Origin of the sequence: Prevotella amnii DSM 23384 = JCM 14753, assembly GCF_000378745.1 — a bacterium.
GTDB classification, from domain to species: Bacteria; Bacteroidota; Bacteroidia; order Bacteroidales; family Bacteroidaceae; genus Prevotella; species Prevotella amnii.
The window spans coordinates 67,163-89,917 of record NZ_KB905270.1 but is presented as its reverse complement, the minus strand read 5'-3'; the positions used below and the strand labels follow the sequence as shown (position 1 = coordinate 89,917).

The 22,755-nt window shown below is 36.9% G+C and carries 19 protein-coding genes; 10 read left to right on the top strand and 9 right to left on the bottom strand.

Features of this window, described 5'->3' with window-relative positions:
* The first annotated feature begins 99 nt into the window (after positions 1-99).
* Positions 100-753 carry a rubrerythrin gene (gene rbr / locus F596_RS0103400; protein ID WP_008448005.1) on the top strand — a complete coding sequence of 218 codons (654 nt, stop codon included), beginning with the start codon at positions 100-102 and terminating at the stop codon, positions 751-753.
* A gap of 183 nt (positions 754-936) precedes the next feature.
* On the opposite strand, the gene F596_RS0103395 is transcribed toward rbr, so the two are convergent.
* From F596_RS0103395 to ribD, 5 genes are all read right to left on the bottom strand, one after another.
* Positions 937-3,186: a monovalent cation:proton antiporter family protein gene (locus F596_RS0103395; RefSeq protein WP_019035868.1), complete on the bottom strand. Its 2,250-nt coding sequence runs from the start codon at positions 3,184-3,186 to the stop codon at positions 937-939.
* Positions 3,187-3,283: 97 nt separating this feature from the next.
* Complete coding sequence (pepT, locus tag F596_RS0103390; protein WP_008447947.1) at positions 3,284-4,507, bottom strand: peptidase T; 1,224 nt, start codon at positions 4,505-4,507, stop codon at positions 3,284-3,286.
* Positions 4,508-4,840: 333 nt separating this feature from the next.
* Positions 4,841-6,385, bottom strand: coding sequence for a glutamine-hydrolyzing GMP synthase (gene guaA, locus F596_RS0103385; RefSeq protein WP_019035867.1), 1,545 nt, complete (start codon positions 6,383-6,385; stop codon positions 4,841-4,843).
* Between the two features lie 65 nt (positions 6,386-6,450).
* Positions 6,451-7,224 carry a sugar phosphate nucleotidyltransferase gene (locus F596_RS0103380; RefSeq protein WP_019035866.1) on the bottom strand — a complete coding sequence of 258 codons (774 nt, stop codon included), beginning with the start codon at positions 7,222-7,224 and terminating at the stop codon, positions 6,451-6,453.
* Between the two features lie 142 nt (positions 7,225-7,366).
* Positions 7,367-8,308: a bifunctional diaminohydroxyphosphoribosylaminopyrimidine deaminase/5-amino-6-(5-phosphoribosylamino)uracil reductase RibD gene (ribD, locus tag F596_RS0103375; RefSeq protein ID WP_019035865.1), complete on the bottom strand. Its 942-nt coding sequence runs from the start codon at positions 8,306-8,308 to the stop codon at positions 7,367-7,369.
* A gap of 28 nt (positions 8,309-8,336) precedes the next feature.
* On the opposite strand from ribD, the gene prmC reads away from it, so the two are divergent.
* The 7 genes from prmC to F596_RS0103340 all read left to right on the top strand — a co-directional run bounded on the left by prmC (position 8,337) and on the right by F596_RS0103340 (position 15,351).
* A complete protein-coding gene (gene prmC, locus F596_RS0103370; protein WP_024992609.1) occupies positions 8,337-9,197 on the top strand; it encodes a peptide chain release factor N(5)-glutamine methyltransferase in 861 nt (286 codons plus the stop codon).
* A complete protein-coding gene (locus F596_RS0103365; protein ID WP_019035863.1) occupies positions 9,194-9,679 on the top strand; it encodes a regulatory protein RecX in 486 nt (161 codons plus the stop codon). Before prmC ends, F596_RS0103365 begins: the two co-directional genes overlap by 4 nt.
* On the top strand, positions 9,663-10,367 hold the full coding sequence (locus F596_RS0103360) for a ComF family protein (RefSeq protein ID WP_008448055.1): 705 nt from the start codon (positions 9,663-9,665) through the stop codon (positions 10,365-10,367). The genes F596_RS0103365 and F596_RS0103360 overlap by 17 nt, the downstream gene beginning before the upstream one ends.
* 230 nt (positions 10,368-10,597) lie before the next feature.
* The gene (gene pyrE / locus F596_RS0103355) at positions 10,598-11,230 is read left to right on the top strand and encodes an orotate phosphoribosyltransferase (protein ID WP_008447963.1); all 633 of its coding nucleotides are present in this window, start codon (positions 10,598-10,600) and stop codon (positions 11,228-11,230) included.
* A 1-nt stretch (position 11,231) separates the two neighbouring features.
* Positions 11,232-11,654: a polyketide cyclase gene (locus F596_RS0103350; protein ID WP_008447938.1), complete on the top strand. Its 423-nt coding sequence runs from the start codon at positions 11,232-11,234 to the stop codon at positions 11,652-11,654.
* Positions 11,655-11,690: 36 nt separating this feature from the next.
* Complete coding sequence (locus tag F596_RS0103345; RefSeq protein WP_008447928.1) at positions 11,691-14,210, top strand: ribonucleoside-diphosphate reductase subunit alpha; 2,520 nt, start codon at positions 11,691-11,693, stop codon at positions 14,208-14,210.
* A gap of 97 nt (positions 14,211-14,307) precedes the next feature.
* The gene (locus F596_RS0103340) at positions 14,308-15,351 is read left to right on the top strand and encodes a ribonucleotide-diphosphate reductase subunit beta (RefSeq protein WP_008448011.1); all 1,044 of its coding nucleotides are present in this window, start codon (positions 14,308-14,310) and stop codon (positions 15,349-15,351) included.
* A 165-nt stretch (positions 15,352-15,516) separates the two neighbouring features.
* On the opposite strand, the gene F596_RS0103335 is transcribed toward F596_RS0103340, so the two are convergent.
* The 3 genes from F596_RS0103335 to F596_RS0103325 are packed head-to-tail and all read right to left on the bottom strand — an operon-like array spanning position 15,517 to position 17,309.
* The gene (locus F596_RS0103335; RefSeq protein ID WP_019035862.1) at positions 15,517-16,119 is read right to left on the bottom strand and encodes a DUF3109 family protein; all 603 of its coding nucleotides are present in this window, start codon (positions 16,117-16,119) and stop codon (positions 15,517-15,519) included.
* Positions 16,113-16,778: a uracil-DNA glycosylase gene (gene ung, locus F596_RS0103330; protein ID WP_019035861.1), complete on the bottom strand. Its 666-nt coding sequence runs from the start codon at positions 16,776-16,778 to the stop codon at positions 16,113-16,115. Before ung ends, F596_RS0103335 begins: the two co-directional genes overlap by 7 nt.
* A gap of 45 nt (positions 16,779-16,823) precedes the next feature.
* Positions 16,824-17,309: an arginine repressor gene (locus tag F596_RS0103325; RefSeq protein WP_019035860.1), complete on the bottom strand. Its 486-nt coding sequence runs from the start codon at positions 17,307-17,309 to the stop codon at positions 16,824-16,826.
* Between the two features lie 303 nt (positions 17,310-17,612).
* Between F596_RS0103325 and F596_RS0103320 the strand changes: the two genes are divergently transcribed.
* Together F596_RS0103320 and F596_RS0103315 are read left to right on the top strand one after the other, a co-directional pair.
* Entirely contained in the window at positions 17,613-18,857 is a 1,245-nt protein-coding gene (locus tag F596_RS0103320) for a clostripain-related cysteine peptidase (protein ID WP_019035859.1), read from the top strand.
* Between the two features lie 223 nt (positions 18,858-19,080).
* Positions 19,081-19,800: a Bax inhibitor-1/YccA family protein gene (locus tag F596_RS0103315; RefSeq protein WP_019035858.1), complete on the top strand. Its 720-nt coding sequence runs from the start codon at positions 19,081-19,083 to the stop codon at positions 19,798-19,800.
* A 433-nt stretch (positions 19,801-20,233) separates the two neighbouring features.
* Here the strand turns inward: F596_RS0103315 and F596_RS0103310 are convergent, their stop codons facing one another.
* Positions 20,234-22,741, bottom strand: a complete 2,508-nt coding sequence (locus tag F596_RS0103310; protein ID WP_238292653.1) for a hypothetical protein — start codon at positions 22,739-22,741, stop codon at positions 20,234-20,236.
* Positions 22,742-22,755: the final 14 nt, after the last annotated feature.

Below are 22,755 nucleotides of genomic sequence, written 5' to 3'. Positions count from 1 at the left end.
TACGACATATTCTCTTGCTACAAACAAGAAATATACTAACTTACTCTTCTTCCCTAAAAAGGGAAAAGCTATATAAAAACATTATGAAATAAAAACATTATGAAAAAAGTATTTATTTGTACCGTATGTGGGTACATGTATGAGGGCGAGGAACCATTAGCTGAATGCCCTGTATGCCATGCTAAAGCAAACAAAATGGAAATGATAGATTCTGAAAAGCTAAAAGGAACTAAAACTGAAGCTAATCTTCAGGCAGCTTTTTCTGGTGAAAGTCAAGCACATACTAAATATCTATACTACGCTTCAAAAGCTAAAAGTGAAGGTTACGAGCAGATAGCAGGCTTCTTTACAGAAACTTCTATCAACGAGAAAGAGCATGCTAAACTATGGTTTAAGATTTTACATGGAGGTGTAATACCCACTACAACTACCAATTTGGAAAATGCCGCAGATGGTGAAAACTATGAGTGGACAGATATGTATGACCAAATGGCTAAAGACGCTATAGAAGAAGGGTTTAAAGGTATAGCTACCAAGTTTAAGCTCGTAGGTTCTGTAGAAAAGCATCATGAGGAACGTTACCGTAAGCTACTAAAGAATATCGAAGATCAAGTAGTATTCTCACGTGATGGAGATGCAATATGGCAATGCCGTAACTGTGGTCATATAGTAATAGGTAAGAAGGCTCCAGAGTTCTGCCCTACTTGCAACCATCCAAAGAGCTTCTTCCAATTACAAGAAAACAATTTCTAAACTCTTTTCTTTTTTGTAAAAAAAAATAACAACTTATCATTTCATAAATATAGGGTGATGTTATATCTAACATCACCCTATATTCTATCATATAAACATCTATACCATCTATATTAATAAAGGTATAATATATAAATAATACAACGAAAATACTTAGATTAAAACAATCTCTTTTTTATCTAACTACCCTCCTATGTTTTTAAGATCTTTCTCCTCACCTACTACCCATATAACATCGCCTGATACTAAAGGTATGTTAGGATTTATGAGAGTGAGCTTTTGTTGTCCCTGTTCAATACCTACTACCATACAATTATAACGATCGCGCAAACCACTTTCTTGAATGCTCTTACCAACAAAAGGACTATCTGACGCTATTACTATCTGACGAAGTTTCATCTCACGCTTCTCTATATCTATATCATAATCAATAACATCATGCTCTATAGCCGAAGAAAACTTCGTTAACTGCTCATCATCACCAATAGCCTCTATTTTGTCATTTGGAAAAATATGCACACTACCATTAGGAATATTGATACGTCTACTACCACGAATTATGCTACTTATATGTACACCAAAACGAGTTCTAAGCTCTAAACTACTTAACGACTTACCTGCCCACAATGAGCCTTCTGGCATTTCTATAGTTCCTATATGTATATCACGGTCGAGAAGGTCATTTGCAAACTGTGGCTTAGCCTCACCCCGTATCTGTGCATGAAGATCACGATTACAAAGATTTTGCACAAATACACGTTCTAAAGATATACTACGAGCCTTTAATGTGCGAGATAATACTATAAGCAACAGCACTATTAATGCCACTACTATAATAAGAGCTGTACGAAAACGAGATAAATAATTAATAACATAAAAGACAAAACCCATTGCTACAAAACCTCGAATAACCATAGTACCTATTAAAGAAAGACGGTTAAGACGATTACGAATCCATAAAATACGAAACTCTTCAGAATGATTTATTTTCATCAAAATAGAACGCAAAAACGGACTTATCAATGCTAATGTAACAACACCACAAACAGTATTACCTACCCACTCCACATTAAACCACTCTACAGATATATTACGCAAATATGGTAATAACACTGAAAACATCACCGCTATAACAGCTATAGACAATATACTATAAATCAAAGTACTAGAAATCATCGACTTTACAAGACGATGCCAATAACGCTCATTTATAGGATTATAAGTAGGAGCTGCCTGAATATGCTCTAAACGACGTACCCAATACTTAGGAAGAATCCGAGTAAGAAGATTATAAGCAGGCTCACCTGCACGTATCATATAAGGAGTAAGAAATGTAGTAATTACCGATACTGCAACAACTGCAGGGTAAAGAAATTTTGCTATTACACCCAAAGATAAACCCAAAGAGGCTATAATAAAAGCAAACTCACCCACTTGAGCCATAGAAAAGCTACAACGCATAGATGTCTTCAAGGGCTGACCACTAAGAAAATATCCTAATGTACCAAAAATAATCTTACCCAAAAGTACTGTTAGCGTTAGCAAAATAATAGGCACAGCATACTTCACTAATATTACAGGATCTACTAACATACCCACTGAAACAAAGAAAATAGCACCAAAAAGATTCTTAACAGGCTCTACTAAATGCTCTATACGTTCAGCTTCTACTGTTTCCGAAAGTATACTACCCATTACAAAAGCACCAAAAGCTGCACTAAAACCTACCTCTGTAGACAATACTGCCATTAAACAACACAAACCTAAAGCTACTATAAGCAACGTCTCATTATTAAGATACTTACGCACAGAACGTAATATTAAAGGAATAGCAAAAAGCCCTATAACAAACCACAACACAAGAAAGAATACTATTTTTATCAAGCTACCTAATATCTGACTACCACTAAGACCATTACCAGCTGCAATTGTACTAAGCATCACCATCATTACAACTGCAAGAATGTCCTCCAAAATGATAACACTCATCACATTTATAGCAAACTTTGTTTGCGTCAATCCCATATCAGTAAATGCTTTATATATAATAGTAGTAGAACTTATTGCTATCATACCACCTAAAAACATACAGTCCATCTGCTCCCAACCAAAGAAACGACCAACAACAAAACCTAAAAAGGTCATTGAAAAGGTTATTATCATACTTGATATAATAGGAGATGCACCCATCTTTAATATCTTCTTAATAGAAAACTCTAAACCAAGCGAAAATAATAAAAAGATAACCCCTATATCTGCCCATGTATGAATATTAGCCTTATCTATCACGCTCATTGTATAAGGCATCTGAGGAGATACTATAAAGCCTGCTACTATATAACCAAGCACTAACGGCTGATTAAGTTTTTTAAAAATAATCGTAACAAAGGCTGCTACTATAAGAATCAAGGCGAGATCAGAAATTAAACTCATAAAAAGAAATATGTTCTTATGTTTTTCAAAGAAAAAGAGAGAAACTTCTCATTATACATACATAAAAAAGAAGCTCTCTCTCTATAATAAAATATTATTAAGCATTATAATCGGCTGTAAGACGACATAAATTTACTATAACTTCCATGGCTTTCTTCATAACCTGAATGGAAACAAACTCATGAGGTCCATGAAAATTAACACCGCCCGCAAATATGTTTGGACAAGGTAATCCTTTAAAAGACAACTGTGCACCATCTGTTCCACCACGAATAGGCTGTACCTTAGGAGCTACACCTGCTTCATGCATAGCCTGAAGAACAAGATCAATAACATGCATATTAGGCTCTATCTTTTCCTTCATATTATAATACTGGTCGGTAAGTTTTAGTTCTACAGTGCCATCACCATACTTTGCATTTAGCTTTTTTACACAAGAAGCTATGAACGCCTTACGAGCCTCAAAACGCTGACGATCATGGTCACGGATAATATAACTTAAAGTAGCCTCTTCACAACGACTCTCAATACCCAACAAATGGTAAAAACCTTGATAACCTTCTGTCGTTTCAGGAAGCTCATCCTTTGGTATCATAGACTGAAATTCACATGCTAATACACTTGCATTAATCATTTTACCTTTAGCATAACCAGTATGAACACTTCTACCATGAATCAACAGCTTTGCTCCTGCTGCATTAAAATTTTCAAACTCTAATTCTCCTATATCACCTCCATCAATAGTATAACCCCATTCACAACCAAATTTCTCTACATCAAAATGATGAGCGCCCATTCCTATCTCCTCATCAGGATTAAACCCAACACGAATATCACCATGTTCTATCTCAGGATGGTCACGAAGATAACACATAGCTTGCACTATCTCTGCAATACCTGCTTTGTCGTCTGCACCAAGAAGAGTTGTGCCATCGGTTACTATAAGATCTTCACCTTTATGCTCTAATAACTCAGGAAAACGTGAAGGTGAAGACACCATATCATCATTCAAACGAATATCACCTCCATCATAATTGCTTATTATACGAGCTTTAACATTAGCACCACTTGCATCAAGAGCTGTATCATAATGAGATATAAAACCTATTGTTGGAATCTTACGCTTACTATTAGATGGTAAAGTGGCATAAATATAACCCATACTATCCATTTCTACGTCTTTTAATCCCTCTTTCTCTAATTCTGATTTTAGATATTTAGCAAAGACAAGCTGCTTCAAAGTGCTTGGTATAGTATCCGACTCATCTGCAGACTGAGTATCAAACTTAGTATAATTAATAAATCTTTCTTGTATTTCCATATTCTAACTTATTGCCATTTTAAATACAAAGATAAGAATAAAAAAGAAAAACGATTGTTTTTTTTCATATTATTTATTACTATGCTGATAATACTTATCTTTTCTACTTTTTCTGCTTAATATTCATATTTAAAAAAACCTTGGCTGATATCACATCACCCAAGGAATAAATACTAAAACTAAATTAACCACTAAAAAAACTTTTTACAAAAGTACATCTTATCATATATTTATGCAAGTAACATATCTTAATATTACCGTAGCTTTAACATCTTTTGCACAAAGATATAAACAAGATACATTACTTTTTTAAAAATATTTTTCTTCTATATTCTACTCCCATTCTATTGTCGAAGGAGGCTTTGAAGAGATATCGTAACAAACTCTATTTACTCCTCTTACCTTACGGATTATCTCATTAGAAACATCAGATAAAAAGTCATAAGGTAAATGAGCCCAATCGGCTGTCATTGCATCAGTAGAAGTTACAGCACGTAATGCTACCGGATGCTCATACGTGCGTTCATCACCCATAACACCTACCGAACGAATAGTAGACAACAGCACACAACCTGCTTGCCAAACATTATCATAAAGACTCGATCCATCAGCCATAATATAATTATACATCTTCTCTATATAAATATCATCGGCTTCTTGAAGGATGTGAACTTTCTCACGAGTAACATCACCCAATATACGAACTGCTAATCCGGGACCTGGAAAAGGATGACGCTTAATAAGACGTTCGGGCATCTTCAAAGAGTACCCCACACGACGAACTTCATCTTTAAAAAGCCACTGAAGAGGTTCACATAGCTGCAAATGCATATCAGAAGGAAGACCTCCCACATTATGATGACTCTTTATTACCATTCCTGTGATACTTAAGCTCTCTATTCTATCTGGGTATATAGTACCCTGAGCAAGCCACTTAGCATCGGTAATTTTCTTAGCCTCTGCGTTAAACACCTCCACAAAATCACGACCTATAATCTTACGCTTCTGCTCTGGATCGGTAACCCCCTGAAGATCATTAAAAAACTTATCCGAAGCATCAACCCCCACTACATTTAAGCCTAACCCTTTATACGCCTCCATAACCTTATTATACTCATTCTTACGGAGCATACCATGATCGACAAATATACAAGTAAGGTTACTACCTATGGCTTTATTTAACAACACAGCACAGACAGAAGAATCTACTCCACCTGACAAACCTAATATAACACGATCATTACCCAACTGGTTTTTAAGCTCCTCTACAGTAGTATCTATAAAAGACGCTGCACTCCAACTCTGCTTACTTCCACAAATATCTACAACAAAATTTTTAAGTAACTCAAAACCTTGTAAAGAATGATATACCTCAGGATGGAACTGTACCCCCCATACTGGTATATTCCTAAAGGCATAAGCAGCATACTTAACATCAGCAGTAGACGCAACAATATCACTATCTACAGGAATTGCTGTTATTGTATCACCATGCGACATCCACACTTGAGAATGCTCATCGAACCCCTTAAAAAGAGCATTATCTGTATTAACAGTAGCCAAATTAGCACGACCATATTCACGAGTGCCCGTCTGCTCCACCTTACCTCCACATTCTTGAGAAATAAACTGTGCACCATAACATATACCAAGCACAGGTATCTTACCCATAAAATCGCTAAGATCTACCTTAAAAGCCTCAGGATCATGCACTGAATAAGGGGAACCTGAAAGTATAACACCTATAACAGAGGGGTCATCTTTAGGAAACTTGTTGTAAGGAAGAATCTCACAGAAGGTATCCAACTCGCGCACACGGCGACCTATAAGCTGGGTAGTCTGTGAACCGAAATCTAAAATGATAATCTTTTGTTGCATATCTTGTTTTGTTTTTGTTAAGAGAAAGCTTATATTTAAGAAATATTATTATAAGCCCACATACACTATAACTGTTTTACTAAAAGCTCTGCATCACCAAGCGATGCTATCTTTCCTACATCAATTAGCTTTAGATCGTTCTTCACCTCGCCATGGAAACAAAGCTCACGACAATGACGTAAGTAAAAGTCTATTATAGGAAAAACATCACTTTCTTCACGCCTCATCACATCAAAGACTGAAGATGACACCGCATGAATACCCGAAAAAGCATAAAGCCGATAGCCATGAGCTAAAGCAACGCTATCACAAGGAGACTTAAAACATAAACCTTGAAGCTCTGCATAAGGCGATCTTACTTCAGAAGTAGACACATTTGTCCAACCCATAAGACGCATATCTTCAGAAAAGATAAGATAACGCTCAGTCTTACGACTACTAACAAGTAACAAAGCATCAGCAACACTATTAGAAGCATTGTTATAAAACTTTGTTAAATCTACATTGCTCAATATATCTACATTATGTATTAAAACAGGTTCTTCTCTACTAAAAAGAGAAGCAGCTCGCTTAATACCACCACCTGTATCAAGGAGCTGCTCAGTTTCGTCGGATATATCTATACGTATTCCATAATTATGAACACATAAATAATTTATTATTTGCTCTGAAAAATGATGCACATTCACCACTATATGAGTCGCACCAGCGTCCTTAAGCCGCACGATAACCCTATCAAGAAGCTCTCTACCGCCCACTCGCACCAACGCCTTGGGCATTGTTTCTGTAAGGGGTTTTAAACGAGTACCTAAACCCGCCGCAAATATCATTGCCTGCATTGTATATCTTAGAAATATTTTTACTGCTTTAACAAGCTACAAAGATAATAATTTTACTTGGAAATCAAAAGATATACCACGATTAATTCTTTCCTTATTTATCAAAGCATAAGATAAATATTACTATTATAAAATGAAACACTTATCGTTTATAAGTAGTAATAATATTATCAAAATATTCTTTTTTCACTACTCTTATGTCTGTAGGAAGTTGCGGAGCCTTAATTCCTTCTTTTATAGTTAATGACGACTCTTCTACTCTTATTTCATCATATAAATCATTCTTAATAAAGTTTTCTAAAGTCATAGCACCACCTTCGATAATAACACTTTGACACTTTCTTCTGTATAACTCATTCAATAGAGTAGGTATATCGTGAATAGCTTCAGGCAAAGTAGATGATAATACTACTTTTAAAGGACTCTTCCCCCACCACTTTCGTACATTAAGCTGTGGATGCTCTAACATTTCAGTGTTTCTCCCTACAATTATTGCATCATTTTCTGCTCGCAACTTATGAACAAGCATTTTAGTAAACGAAGTAGAAATCTTAAGCACATCTCCTTTTGTGCCTATAAATCCATTAGCTGTTTGTGCCCATTTTAATATTATATATGGACGCTTTTTTGTATTAAACGTTATAAAGCGCTTATTAAGTGCTAAGCATTCTCGCTCCAAAACACCCACACTAACAGGTATTCCTGCTTCTCTTATACGCTGAACACCTCTCCCTGATACCACAGAAAAAGGATCTATACAGCCACACACCACTCTGCCTACTCCTTTTTTTATAATAAGATCTGCACAAGGTGGAGTTTTACCAAAATGCGAACAAGGTTCGAGATTTACATAAATCGTACTTTTAGATAATAAATGTTCGTCTTTTTTTCGTACAGAAGCAAAAGCGTTTACTTCCGCATGCTCCTTTCCATAACATATATGATAACCTTCACCTATAATCCTACCTTTATCCGACACTATCACAGCTCCCACCATCGGGTTAGGTTTAGCTAATAGCATGCCATTCTTTGCCAACTGCAAACAGCGCCGCATGTACATTTCATCGATTTCTTTTAATTCCATTTTCGTTATTTTTTATAACTTTGCCATTATGAAATATCAACATCTTTGGCAAAGGCTAACCCCTTTATACAATCCACGTGAAGCACAAGCCATTATCAGACTTATCTTAGAAGAGGAGTTTAATCTTTCCTTTGCTGATATTCTTATAGGCAAAGTTAATGAATTATCCCAAGAACAACAGCTAAAACTCGAGGAATTAATACGCCGTATAGAATCGTTTGAGCCCGTACAATATGTGTTAGGTAAAGAAACTTTTTTAGGTAGATCCTTTCATGTGCGCTCCGGAGTATTAATACCACGCCCAGAAACTGAAGTACTTGTAGAATGGGTGAAAGAAGATTGTTGTACTACTGCTTGTAACTTATTAGATTCTAATAATATAAAAATTTTGGATATAGGAACCGGAAGTGGATGTATAGCAATTACCCTTTCGCTCGATATTCCACATAGTAATGTTACAGCTTGGGATATAAGCAAAGAGGCTTTGCTTATTGCTAAAGAAAACGCTTCCGCCTTAAAAGGAAAGGTAAATTTCCGGTTGCAAGATGTTTTCAATGTAAATGTAAGTGAAAGAAAGTGGAATGTTATTATAAGCAATCCTCCTTATATTTGCTGTAAAGAGCATACGTCAATGTCTGATAATGTACTCAAACATGAGCCACATATTGCACTATTTGTACCTGACGATGACCCTTTACGTTTCTATAGAGCTATTGCTAATATTGGAAAATCAGCTTTAACAAAAGGAGGCTCTCTTTATTTTGAAACTAATCCTTTATATATTAATGATATAAAAAACATGCTCGAAGATATAGGCTATACAATGATACAATACAGGAACGACCAGTTTGATAAACAACGATTTATAAAAGCTACTCTTTTTTTATGATACAAAAGAAACCTATAACAGAAGAACAAGCTCTAAAAAAAATGGGCAATTTCTGTGCAAAAGCTGAACATTGTTCAAGCGAGATAATGGACAAGATGTACAAAATGGGGCTTTCCGAAGAAGCTAAAGTGCGCATCTTAGGGAAACTTTTTGATTATGGATACATCAATGACGAACGTTATACTAAGGCTTTTATAAGTGATAAAATAAAGTATAATAAATGGGGAAGACGCAAAATAGAACAAGCACTGTGGGCAAAGCACATAGATAGTAAGATATATACGCCTGCCCTCGATGCTATACCAAACGAAGAATACCTCACCGTGCTACGTCCACTACTTAAAAACAAATACCCCTCTATTAATGCTAATAACGACTACGAACGATCCGTAAAACTAATAAAGTATGGTCTTTCCAAAGGATTCTCTTTCGATTTAATTAAACAATGTGTTGATACTGTTATAGATGAGGAAGAACTTTAATATATGGTCGAGCATAATAGACCTAATAGCTCCACGTGAATGTTGTGTTTGCAAAAAGCGATTAAGCCTTTCTGAAGATGTTATTTGTGCTACTTGTACATTACATTTTAACCGAACCAATTACTATTTATCACCTTACGACAATGAGTTAGCAAGATGTTTTTGGGGTAAAATACCTATTGAACGCTGCGTAGCATATCTTTTTTATCAGCATCATACCCAAATAAGTAATGCTATCTATGCTCTCAAATATGGCGATCGTCCCGATATAGGTGTTTTTTTTGGTGAGACTATAGCTAAGATATATACTCGTAATGGCTTCTTCGAAGGAATAGACGCTCTCCTTCCAGTTCCAATTTCCAAATATAGGTATAAACAGCGAGGATACAATCAGAGCCAAATGATAGCAAGGGGGATAAGCAATGTAGTAAATATACCTATATTAAACAATGTTATATGTAGAGATGTTTTCATACAAAGCCAAACAAAACTTGATCGTTGGCAGCGAAATGAAAACGTAAAGAACGCTTTTACCTTGATTAATAAAGAGATAATAAAAAACAAACATCTGCTTATTATAGATGATATTATTACCACGGGGGCTACTATTACCGCAATAAGCAAAGAACTACTAAAGGCTGAAGGGGTAAAACTAAGCATCTGCGGACTGGGATATGCTAAAGACTAATATCACCTGCTCCTAAAAACATAACATATAAAAGCCTGTCTTTATAGATATATTATAAAAAGAAAACGTTATCGTTAATAAACTTTTATTTTTTAACTATACCCGTATTAAATGCTTTTATTATAAATTGTAAATAAAAGGTAATACATAAGATTGAAGATAAAAGGGAGAGCTATCTCAAAAAAAATATGTAAGTTTGCAGATACAAACAATCACTTATAATTCATTTTATGGAAGATCTAAAGAAAGTTTTTGCAGGAAAGCTCCTAAGTATTAAAGCCATCAAGTTACAACCAAACGACCCTTTTACATGGGCCAGTGGGTGGAAATCTCCTTTTTATTGCGATAACCGTAAAACATTATCTTATCATGATGTGCGCTCCTTTGTAAAAACAGAGTTGGTACATGCCATCTTAAAACACTTCTCTGAAGCCTCTGCCGTTGCAGGAGTAGCTACTGGGGCTATTGCACAAGGTATGCTTGTGGCACAAGAGCTGGCTTTACCTTATGCATACGTACGCCCTAAACCAAAAGATCATGGTATGAAAAATCAAATAGAGGGCGAACTTCCTAAAGGATCGAAAGTGGTAGTAGTAGAAGACCTTATTTCTACAGGTGGCTCTTCTCTAAAAGCTGTAGCTGCTCTACGTGAAGCAGGATTAAAGGTAGTAGGTATGGTGGCTTCTTACACCTATGGTTTCCCTATAGCAGAACAAGCATTTAAAGAAGCTGGTGTAGAGCTTGTTACTCTTACCGATTATGAGCATGTAGTAGAAAAAGCTTTAGAAACAGGATATATAAAACAAGGTGATGTTGCGCTATTAAACAACTGGCGTAAAGACCCTTCTAATTGGAATAAATAAAATGAGTAAATTTGAAAGTAGTATAAAACAGATTGCTTATCCACAAGAAGATGTGTATAATATGCTAAGCAATCTAACTAATATAGAACGTATAAAGAGCCAGATCCCTGATGATAAGCTAAAGGATCTTACCTTCGATGAAGATACAATATCTATATCTGTAAACCCTGTTGGGAAAATATCCATGCGCATCATTGAGCGTGATGAACCTAAAACTATAAAGTTTGCCAGTGAAAACTCGCCCTTATCTTTTAATTTTTGGATACAAATACTCCCTACAGACGATTCTTCATCTAAAATAAAGCTTACTATAGACGCCAATATTCCTTTTTTTGCAAAAGGCATGGTAGCAGGGCCACTACAGGAAGGTGTAGAAAAAATAGCCGATGCGTTAGCCATGATACCATATAGTAGCGCAAAATAGCTCTTCTTTTATACATTTTTTACGGATTTTATTATAATGAACATTACAAAAAGAGATGGCAGCATAGAAGCTTACACACCATCTAAAATAATAATAGCAATAAGTAAAAGCTTTATAAGCACCGAAAATACAGGGCATCAGAAAGAAATAGAAGAGATGGCTTTAGAGGTAGAGTGCTTCATAAAAGAGAACACCGACAAGCGCGATGTAGAAAGTATTCAAGACCGTGTTGAGAAGACATTAATGAAACATGGGTTTTTCGATGAAGCTAAAAGCTATATTCTCTTTCGTTGGCAACGCAACGAACAACGCAAATATATAAAAAACATTGCTTTTAATATTGGCGATAATGAGATAGAAAAAGTCCTCAATGGTATTAGGCAAGACTTTCGTAGTGCAGAATACAGCGTAACATTACTTTCAGATAAGTTTATGAGCTTCTCTAAACCTTTAATGACACAAAAGGAAAAGATGAATGCTCTTATTAAAGCTGCCGTAGAACTTACCACTGCAGAATGTCCTAAATGGGAGATGATAGCAGGTAGGCTGCTTAGCTTTCAGATAAATCGTAACATAGACGAGGTAGAACGTAAGCTGGGGATTAGTTCTTTTTATGACAAGATACGCTATCTTACAGATGAAGGGTTATATGGTGGCTATATTTTAGAAAACTATTCTAAAGAAGATATAGCATGGGCAGAAAAACGAATGGATAACAGTCGTAACTACCTTTTCAATTATAGTGGTTTAGACCTTCTATCTAAACGTTACCTAATTCGCACTTTCGATCATAAAATAATAGAGCGCATACAAGAAATGTATATGGGTATTGCCCTGCATCTGGCAATGCCCGAAAAGGAAAACAGGCTCTCTTGGGTAGGAAAAATATACGACTTGCTAAGCAAGCTGGAAGTAACCATGGCCACTCCTACACTCTCTAATGCTCGTAAGCCAAGCCATCAGCTATCAAGCTGCTTCATAGACACTGTACCAGACAGCCTTATCGGCATTTATCGCAGCATTGACAACTTTGCCCAAGTGAGCAAGTTTGGTGGTGGTATGGGAATGTATTTTGGTAAAGTACGTGCCACAGGTGGTGATATTCGTGGCTTTAAAGGTGTTGCAGGCGGAGTAATACGTTGGATGAAATTGGTAAACGACACTGCTGTAGCTGTAGATCAGCTTGGTATGCGACAAGGTGCAGTGGCTGTATATTTAGATGTTTGGCACAAGGATATTCCTGAATTTTTACAGTTGCGCACAAATAACGGTGATGATCGTATGAAGGCTCACGACATCTTCCCTGCCGTATGCTACCCTGACTTGTTTTGGCGTATGGCAGAACAAAACCTTGATCAGAATTGGGTTTTATTCTGTCCTAATGAGATTTTACGTGTTAAAGGATATGCTTTAGAAGACTTCTATGGCGAAGAATGGGAACGCCACTATCAGGAATGTATAGACGACACACGCCTTTCACGCCGTGTTATAAGCATAAAAGACCTTATCAGGCTTATTCTACGTTCGGCAGTAGAAACAGGTACACCATTTACTTTTAACAGAGATACTGTTAATCGCGCTAATCCTAATGGTCATAAAGGCATTATTTACTGTTCTAACCTTTGTACAGAGATAGCACAAAACATGGCTGCTATAGAAGAAATAAGCCAAGAGGTGAAAACAGAAAATGGCGATAAGGTGGTAGTAACTACCGTTAAGCCCGGCGAATTTGTTGTGTGCAACTTAGCCAGTCTATCCTTAGGCAGGCTACCTTTAGAGGATAAAGACGCTATGTGCGATAAGATTAACACCGTTGTAAGAGCTTTAGATAACGTTATCGACCTCAACTTTTACCCAGTACCTTTTGCTAAAATTACTAATCATCGCTATCGTAGCATAGGGCTTGGGGTAAGTGGTTATCATCACGCCTTAGCAAAACGAGGAATAAAATGGGAAAGCGATCGCCACTTAGAATTTATGGACGAAGTGTTTGAAACTATCAATTACGCAGCTATAAAAGCCAGCTCTGATATAGCCAAAGAAAAAGGCAGCTACGAATACTTCAATGGTAGCGACTGGCAAACAGGAGCTTACTTTAAAAAACGCGATTACCGCAGCGATAAATGGAAACACTTACAGGAAAAGGTACAAACACAAGGTATGCGCAATGCTTATCTTTTAGCTGTAGCACCTACAAGCAGCACAAGTATTTTAGCAGGTACCACAGCTGGGCTTGATCCTATCATGCAACGCTTCTTCCTCGAAGAGAAAAAAGGAGCTATATTACCTCGTGTAGCACCAGAACTGTCTGATAAAACTTACTGGATGTATAAAGGTGCATACTACATTAACCAGCAATGGAGCGTTCGTGCCTCAGGCATTAGACAACGACATATAGACCAAGCACAAAGCATGAACCTTTATATAACAAACGATTACACTATGAGGCAAGTGCTTAACTTATATCTTTTAGCATGGAAGTGTGGTGTGAAAACAATATACTATGTTAGAAGCAAGTCGTTAGAAGTGGAAGAATGTGAAAGCTGCGCATCATAAGTAAAAAACTGAAGACTCTTTTACTTTTACTTTTTATGCTCTTGCAAATCATTAAAACTACATTATCAAATTATTAAATTCTCATTTTTTTATTAATATGTCTAAACTTCAACGTAACGCCTTATTTAATCCACAAGGCGACACTGACTTAAGATTACGTCGTATGATAGGGGGCAACTCCACTAATCTTAACGACTTTAATAATATGCGCTACTCATGGGTGAGCGACTGGTATCGACAAGCTATGAACAACTTTTGGATTCCAGAAGAAATTAATTTGGCACAAGATATAAAAGATTACCCCAACTTACCTGCTGCAGAGCGCAAGGCTTATGATAAGATTCTTAGCTTTTTAGTGTTCCTCGACTCTTTGCAAAGCAATAACCTCCCTACTATAAGCGAATATATAACAGCCAATGAGGTAAACCTATGCTTACACATACAAACCTTTCAAGAGTGTGTGCATAGCCAAAGCTATAGCTATATGTTAGACACAATATGCTCACCAGAGGAACGAAATGATATTCTTTATCAATGGAAAACCGATGAACACCTATTACGTCGTAACACTTTTATTGGCGACTGCTATAATGAGTTTCAGGCCAATCGTGATAAGTTTTGCCTTATGAAAGCATGCGTGGCTAACTTCATACTTGAGGGAATATACTTCTACAGCGGATTTATGTTCTTCTACAACTTAAGCAGAAATGGTAAAATGCCTGGCTCTGCACAAGAAATACGCTATATAAATCGTGATGAAAACACCCACTTATGGCTATTTCGTAATATCATTGTAGAGCTAAAACAAGAAGAGCCAGACCTCTTTACACCAGAAAAAGTAGCAGTATATGAAGAGATGATGCGCGAAGGGGTAAGGCAAGAAATAGCATGGGGGCAGTATGTTATAGGTAATGATGTACAAGGGCTTACTCAGCAGATGGTCTACGACTACATACGTTACCTTGGAAACTTACGCTGGAAGAGCTTAGGCTTCGATTATCTTTTTGAAGATAATCAGGCAGAGCCTGCCGATATGCAATGGGTAGCACAATACTCTAATGCTAATATGGTAAAGACAGACTTCTTTGAAGCTAAGAGTACTGCGTATGCTAAGAGTACTGCACTTATAGACGACTTATAAAAAGCTGCTATCTTATAATAAGAACAAAAACCTTATTTATAGTTTTTACTTTATTTAATAACAAAACAGTAGCTTTATATAATGGTGGAAAGTTAGGCGTAATGATGCTTGGAGCTTCTTAGAAGAGGCAAGCGTCATTACGCCTTTTTTGTCTTTTTAACTTGCTTACAGCAAAAGTATCTGCTCGCCTATGGCAGACAACTCATCATACCACTCTACACCAAAACGCCTTTTTAAAGGCACTTCCAAAAACTTATAAAGAGGCAGCTGAAGTGCTTCACCCTTCTTTATAGCATCTTTACATATATCCCACTTATGATAGTTTATACCAAAAGTACCGTCATGAAAGTCTTTCTCCCTTACCGGATAAAGAGCACATGATATGGGCTTAACAAAACTAATACTTCCCTCCCTGTACCTTTTTTCTAAAGAGCATAGACAGTTTTCCTTATCATAACAGGTAAACACACAATCCTTTCCGTTTACTATACTTGTAACAAGGTCGCCATCTATATCAGTATATGCCACACCCTGCTTGTCTATTACTGTCTGTGCAGATGCTGAAAGATCCTTCCAAACATCGTCTACAGAGCCTTCTATTTCCATTACCTCATCTATTGTTACAGGTGCGCCAGACTCTCCTTCCACACAACAACGCCCATGACAACTATCTAAATCGCAACAGAAGTTTACTGTAAACAGCTTAGTTGAGACATAAACATTACCCACCAGAACTATCTGCTCCGAAAAAGTATCTCTACTTACCATCTTATTTCCTCTATACCGTTACTCTTTAAATATAAGTTACAACGTGAGAAGTGGTGCTTACCAAACCACCCTCCACGATTTGCTGACAATGGTGAAGGGTGAGAACTGTCTAAAATACAATGCTTAGTAGTATCTATAAAAGCTCTCTTAGAACATGCAAACCTGCCCCAAAGCATAAAGACCAAATGCTCTTTTCTCTGGCTTAATATCTTTATTACTTCATTAGTAAACATGCCCCACCCTATCTTTTTATGACTATTTGCTTTCTGCGCACGCACAGTTAGCGTGGCATTTAGCAATAAAACACCTTGCTCTGCCCATCGTGTCAAGTCGCCAGATAAAGGTATTGGGCTACCTACATCACTTAATATCTCTTTATAAATATTTCTTAGAGAAGGCGGAACACTAACACTCTCTGGCACTGAGAAACTTAACCCCATAGCTTGCCCTTGCCCATGGTAAGGGTCTTGCCCCAGAATAACTACCTTAACCTTACTAAAAGGGCACAGGTTAAAAGCATTAAAGATGAGGCTCTTGTCCGGATAACAGGTGTACTGCTCATACTCTTGCTGCACTTTTTTATAAAGCTCTGTAAAATAAGGCTTCATAAACTCCTCTTTAAGCTCCTCTTTCCATGATGCGTCTAACAATAAGTCCATTTTCCTTTTTAACGTAAAAATATATACTTTTAAAGCCGTAAGCTACTAAACCTCATGAATAATGTCTGGTATGATTAAAGCAAACTTACCTTTTATCTCTTCCTTAGACATACCTTCTCTGATAGCTATAAATATGGTATCATAGCCTGCTATCGTGCCTAATATACCATCTATATGAGCCGAATCAATATCACAGGCTAATGCGCTGGCATATCCCTTACGCGTCTTTAACACTGCTAACTGCCCCGACATACTGAAAGACAAGCACCCCTCTTGCTGTAAGAGCTTGCCAGTAGATAACGGTGTAGATACACGCTTATAGGTTGTCTCATTAGGCAAAACATACACATACTTACCATCATGTGAGGCAGCCCTTGCTGCCTTTAGCTGTCTTAGGTCTCTGCTCAATGTAGCTTGGGTAAGCTTATAACCCCTCTTCTTAAGCTCTTTAAGCACATCTGTCTGAGACCCAAGCTCCATACTTGAGATAATAAGCCTCAAAGCCTCTAATCTGCTTTTTTTTACCTTCATCTTCTAATATTCATACCGTTTCTTTTCTTATACAAAACTATATAAAACACTGCATAAAAACAAATACTTTTGCAATAAAAACCATTTTCTTTTTTTTCCACTAAAAAAAACAACTATAAAGCCTTATACATAAGGACACGTTACGCATAAATCACGCACACTGTAAACAAATGTATGAAGACGAAAAAAGAATATTTTCGTTAAAGTTCCTTTTAAATTCATATTTTCACAGTTTTATTCTAAATAACAATGTAACTTTGCCCTAAGTAATATAAAGCTAAGCAGCACACTGAAACAATAATAATGACAAAAAAATATTTATACCACTTATTATTACTTCTTATAGCAGCAGTAATAGTAATAAGTTGTAAGACAGATGAAGAAGATACACACTTTGGTAACGATCCCTTTACCTCAAGTGTCTTAATAGTATATATGCCATGGACAGGCAATGCCGATAATACTTACGCGGGCTTGTTAGAAGATTTTAAAAACAATATAAAAGGTATTGAAGAGGGAATAAAAAAAGAAGGTGGCATTGCTAATGGTCTAAAGATAATGGTGTTTCTAAGCAAGTCGGCAGAAGAATCGGAACTTTATCTATTAACATATAAAGATGGAGCTGTTAAAGAGAATATTGTAAAAACCTATACCTCGACATACTCTTTTAACACCTCTAAGGGGCTTGCTTCGCTGCTTTCTACAGTTAAGACTTACACTAACGCAGACAGCAAAACAAAGTACGGCTTAATTATAGGTGGACACGGCACAGGGTGGACAGCAAAAGACGCATGGAAAGAATATCCTACCCGCGCGCGCAGGTCTGTAAAAACCGCATGGAAAGCACCACAATTTACAATGACACGCTTCATAGGTAGTGTTTCTGACAAAGAGTATGCTATGGACGTAGACGATGTTGCTCGTGGTATAAAACAAGCTGATATAAAGCTACAATACCTGCTCTTTGACAATTGCTATATGGCAAATGTAGAAACTGCCTATGCTCTTAAAGACGTTACCCGTTATCTCATAGCAAGCACAAGCGAGATACTTGCCGTAGGTATGCCTTACAAAGATATGTATGCTCATCTTAACCCTGAAAAGCCAAATTATAAAGAGGTGGTAAGCTCTTTTAAAAAGTTTTTCGATACATATCGTTTTCCTTATGGCGCACTATCTGTTATAGACTGCTCAAAGACTGAGCTTTTAGCAGAACAGATGAAAAAGCTAAACCATAAATATACAATACAAGATAACCAGAAAGATTATATTCAGAAGTTAGGAGGGTTTGAGCCTACTATCTTCTTTGACATCTTGTCGTATGTAAAACAAATGAAGCTATCTGAAGAGGAATTTTCTATCTTCCGTCAAACATTACAAAGCACCGTTATAGCATCTACTTCTACAAAGAATCTTTTTAGCGCTTTATATGTAAAAAAAAATATACCTGTAGAAGATTATAGCGGCTTAACCATATCAGACCCTACAACACACCCTGTAGCCCTAAAGACTATAAAAAGCACACATTGGTGGGAGGCAACCCACTAAGAGGGCAAAAAGCTGCAGAAAAAGCATTTCTAAAGATAACAGACTAACTATTAAGTTACTATAATGAAAATTAACAAACATAGCGCACAAAACCTTACCTAAAACCATAATATGGTACACCTTTTGTTCGTATCTGTAATATTATCAATGATATAAAATAAAATAAAACATGTCAGCTATATGCTGATGTAAAATAATAACATAAATAAAAATAAGAGCTAACATGAATTTTGACAACTTTTCTACTCAAGCTAACACAAGAGAGCGCGATCTTGCTATGCAAAAAGCTATGCCGGTATTAATGCGCAAAGTATTTACATGGATGACCATGGCACTTGTTATAACAGGCATCACAGCCTACTTTTTAAGCACGTCGCCTGCCATGATGCAAATGCTTTACACAAGCAGAATGCCTATTTTAATATGTGCAATCATTGAGGTAGGCATTGTTTTTTATGTATCGGCACGCATAAACAGGCTATCACTGCAAAGTGCTACAATGTGGTTTATATTGTTTTCTATTATCAATGGGGCTACATTAGGCTGGATATTTATGGCTTATAACATAGCATCTATAACAAAAACATTCCTTATCACAGCAGGAACATTTGGTGCTATGGCTCTTATAGGATATGCTACAAAACGCGACTTATCGCGCTTGGGCAGCATTCTCATGATGGCTGTCATAGGACTTATAATAGCAGGTATGGTTAATATATTTCTAAAAAGCTCTATGATGGACCTCATAGTTAGCGCATTTGGTGTATTAATCTTCACCGGACTAACAGCGTGGGACACACAGAACATAAAAAAACAGCTATCTTTAGTAGGCGATATTAATGAGCAGGCACAAAAAGTAGCTCTCATCGGAGCTTTAAGCCTGTACCTCGACTTCGTTAATCTCTTCTTATACCTATTACGCTTTTTAGGAGATAGAAAGTAAGAAGCACACATATTGTTGTTTGTTTCCAGTAAACATTTCTCATATTTTATGATTAAGGGCTAAAACCTATATATGGTTTTAGCCCTTTTCGTTGTTTTAACCTAACTCTCTCTTTAAAGCCTTATAAAGCTTATAAAACAACCTTTCCGAGAAAAAAGCCTACACTTAAAGCTGTAAAAGGCAAAAGTTAAAGCAGTAAAAGGAAAGGTTTAGCGAGGAAAAATAAATTATTTTAAAAGCATTTTTAGGTTATTTTTAGTATAAAAATAACTTATTTTTCTTTTTCATCTTTATTTTCCTTCCTCTTAAATGCTCTTCTATTGTTCATTTATAGCTAACGGTTTGTAAAAAGAAAGATAATCATAGCTTTTCTTTTAGCTATCTTTAACCACATATCTTCTTTTACCATACCGCTAACTATTTTAAAAAAAGGTTATTTCTTCTTTACGGGATAAGTCCAATCACTTTTCCCATCGTCTTCTGGGCGGTGAATAAGCGTGCCTTCATACATATCTCTTTGACTGTTGCGTGGCGCAAGCGGTCCGAACTCGTCAGTTTCTCTATCTGTCATCAAGCGTACACCGTAGCAGTACTTATTAACTGACCAATGCTTACGAGTAAATCCGTTTCTGTTATAAGCTCTACAACAGAGATCGATATTATGATCGACATCATCATTACTGTAGTTATCATAAAGCCAACGTGTCCTTGAAAAGTAAGTAATACTCCAAATGCCGGATATAGCATGTGGATACCCCACAGCAGGCAACACACGGTAACAATCTGCCTTATATAAAGGGTTCTGCGTCGAACACTCACCCCACCAACGCTCGTCTATAATATCTTTTACGCTAACATTAGCATGCCCTATCCATCGGCTCTGCACCACAATACGCATACCATGCTCGTCTTCGCTTAACTTATCATTACTTCCTGCATTAAGCACGCGCCAGCGATACACACACCTGTAACGGTTTCCTACGATGCTACGGTTTCTATTCTCCATCTTTGATGCCTCTTTGTTTTCACCACAAAAGCGTATAGCATAAAACTCAAGAGGGTTTTTAGGGTTATGCATATAGTAGCCATAAAACAATGGACTGGTTTGCCAATACGCGGTTTCGTCTTCAGCAGGATTTTTGCTTGAAGCAATAATACGACCTCTTGTGTCATCTTTGGTAGGGTCATACATCTCTAAGTATGGTTTAGGTGCTGACTTTATATCAGAATATTTTAAAAGGTCTTTATACAATTTTATTTCATTTATGTTTTTAATTATATTAGGGAAGCATATCCCAAACTCTTCACCGCTTGGTAAATGATAGCCTTCAGGCAAATAGCGTCTATCCTTATTAATAAAGCGCATCTTAAACGGACCATTCTTAATAGACCAATCATATACCTCCCCATTTTTATCTTCATTAGTATGCTGAAGGTTTTCACCATGAAAGCCCTTACCCTCTGTGCGGCTATTAGTTACAGCAAAACGCTCAAGAGGGTTTGCCCATGGATATTTTAGCTTTTCACCTTCCATAGCGCTAAACCTTGGGCGGCATACTCCAAGCTCTACTAAGAAGGCTTTTCCTGGCTTTTGCTTAAAGTCGAAAATCTTATATTCGCCCGACTTTAGTTCTCGCTCTTTAGCAGCATAAAGCCATTCGTTAGCATAATCGTATTTTTTACCTTTTTTCTGCTTACAACCAAGCATAAAGCCTCCACGCTCGGCAGTCATCTGCGAGGTACCCACCTGCTCTGTGTGAGGCACAGGCATACCCCATACATAAAAGTCGTCATAACCAGTCTTGTTATTTTTACGCATAGCGTTTGCGTCAAAGGTATATCTATACTCATATATAGCAGGACCCCAATCATTAGCATGTTTACTTTCTTCGTATCCTGTCTGAGTGGAAGTGTTATTAAAATGCGGACGCATATCGTATACATAATTCCAGTAAAAGTTACCTACTATGCTGTTAGTCCATGGGCGTATCTCACAGTCTACCCCTGCTGTGTAATCTTCTTTTAAGTCATCATCTTTTGTTCTAAACATAGTTTGTGGCATCATAAGAAATCCGCCATTAGCCGTAAGCTGCGAGCTGGCAAAAGTATATCTACATGCCTCAAGTGGCACCAAGCTCTCATCGCGCTTAATACGAAAATGTAACAGCGTTCCCATAGGTTTAAAGTTCCACTGATGCAAGCTTATCTTGTTGTCTTCTTTTATGTCTAACTTAGTCCACCCCGTTGTAAACGGTGCTGTTACCTGTATGTGTCCTTCACTATCTATAGTGTTATGCTTAGGCGAATTATTAGGATCGAAGTCTACATAGAAATGATAAAGCCTCTCTGCAAGCTTACGATCAGCCTCATTATTTTCAGGATTATTACGCGCTTCATCGTATTCCTTATTATATTCTCCTCCTATAATACCACATATATACCAGTTTTCTCCCTTCTTAATATCCACGTTACCATCGCCTTTAAGCCAGTGAAAAGTTACTTTCTTTGTAGAATATAACCTCACACCACCACCGGGCATAGTTTGTTGTATGTCCCATTCCAGCTCTCCAGCACCTAAAATAATATCTTTGGGATCGATGGCATCGCTCCAACCTATCTTCTTTCTTGCGTCTTTAGGCGCTTTAACAATAAAAACTCTTGCTTTAAGCTCAGAGCCTTCTGCTAAAGGCATATATTTCTCGTTTAGAGAAACAGCACGGCTTGTTGGCTCTATAGTAGGGTCTATAGGCTTACTTACATCAGGCAACTGCATTCCCGCATCTGCTGTTATAGAAACAGTAGACTGTGCAAGCTCAATGCCGTCCTTACCCTCTACTTTATTTAAAATCTTAGTTTTCCCAGCTATACCCTCATCACTGCATGAGGCAAACATAATATTAACAACTGCAAAAACCATCATTATCCCTAATGTTTTAACCATTGTTTTCTGTCTTA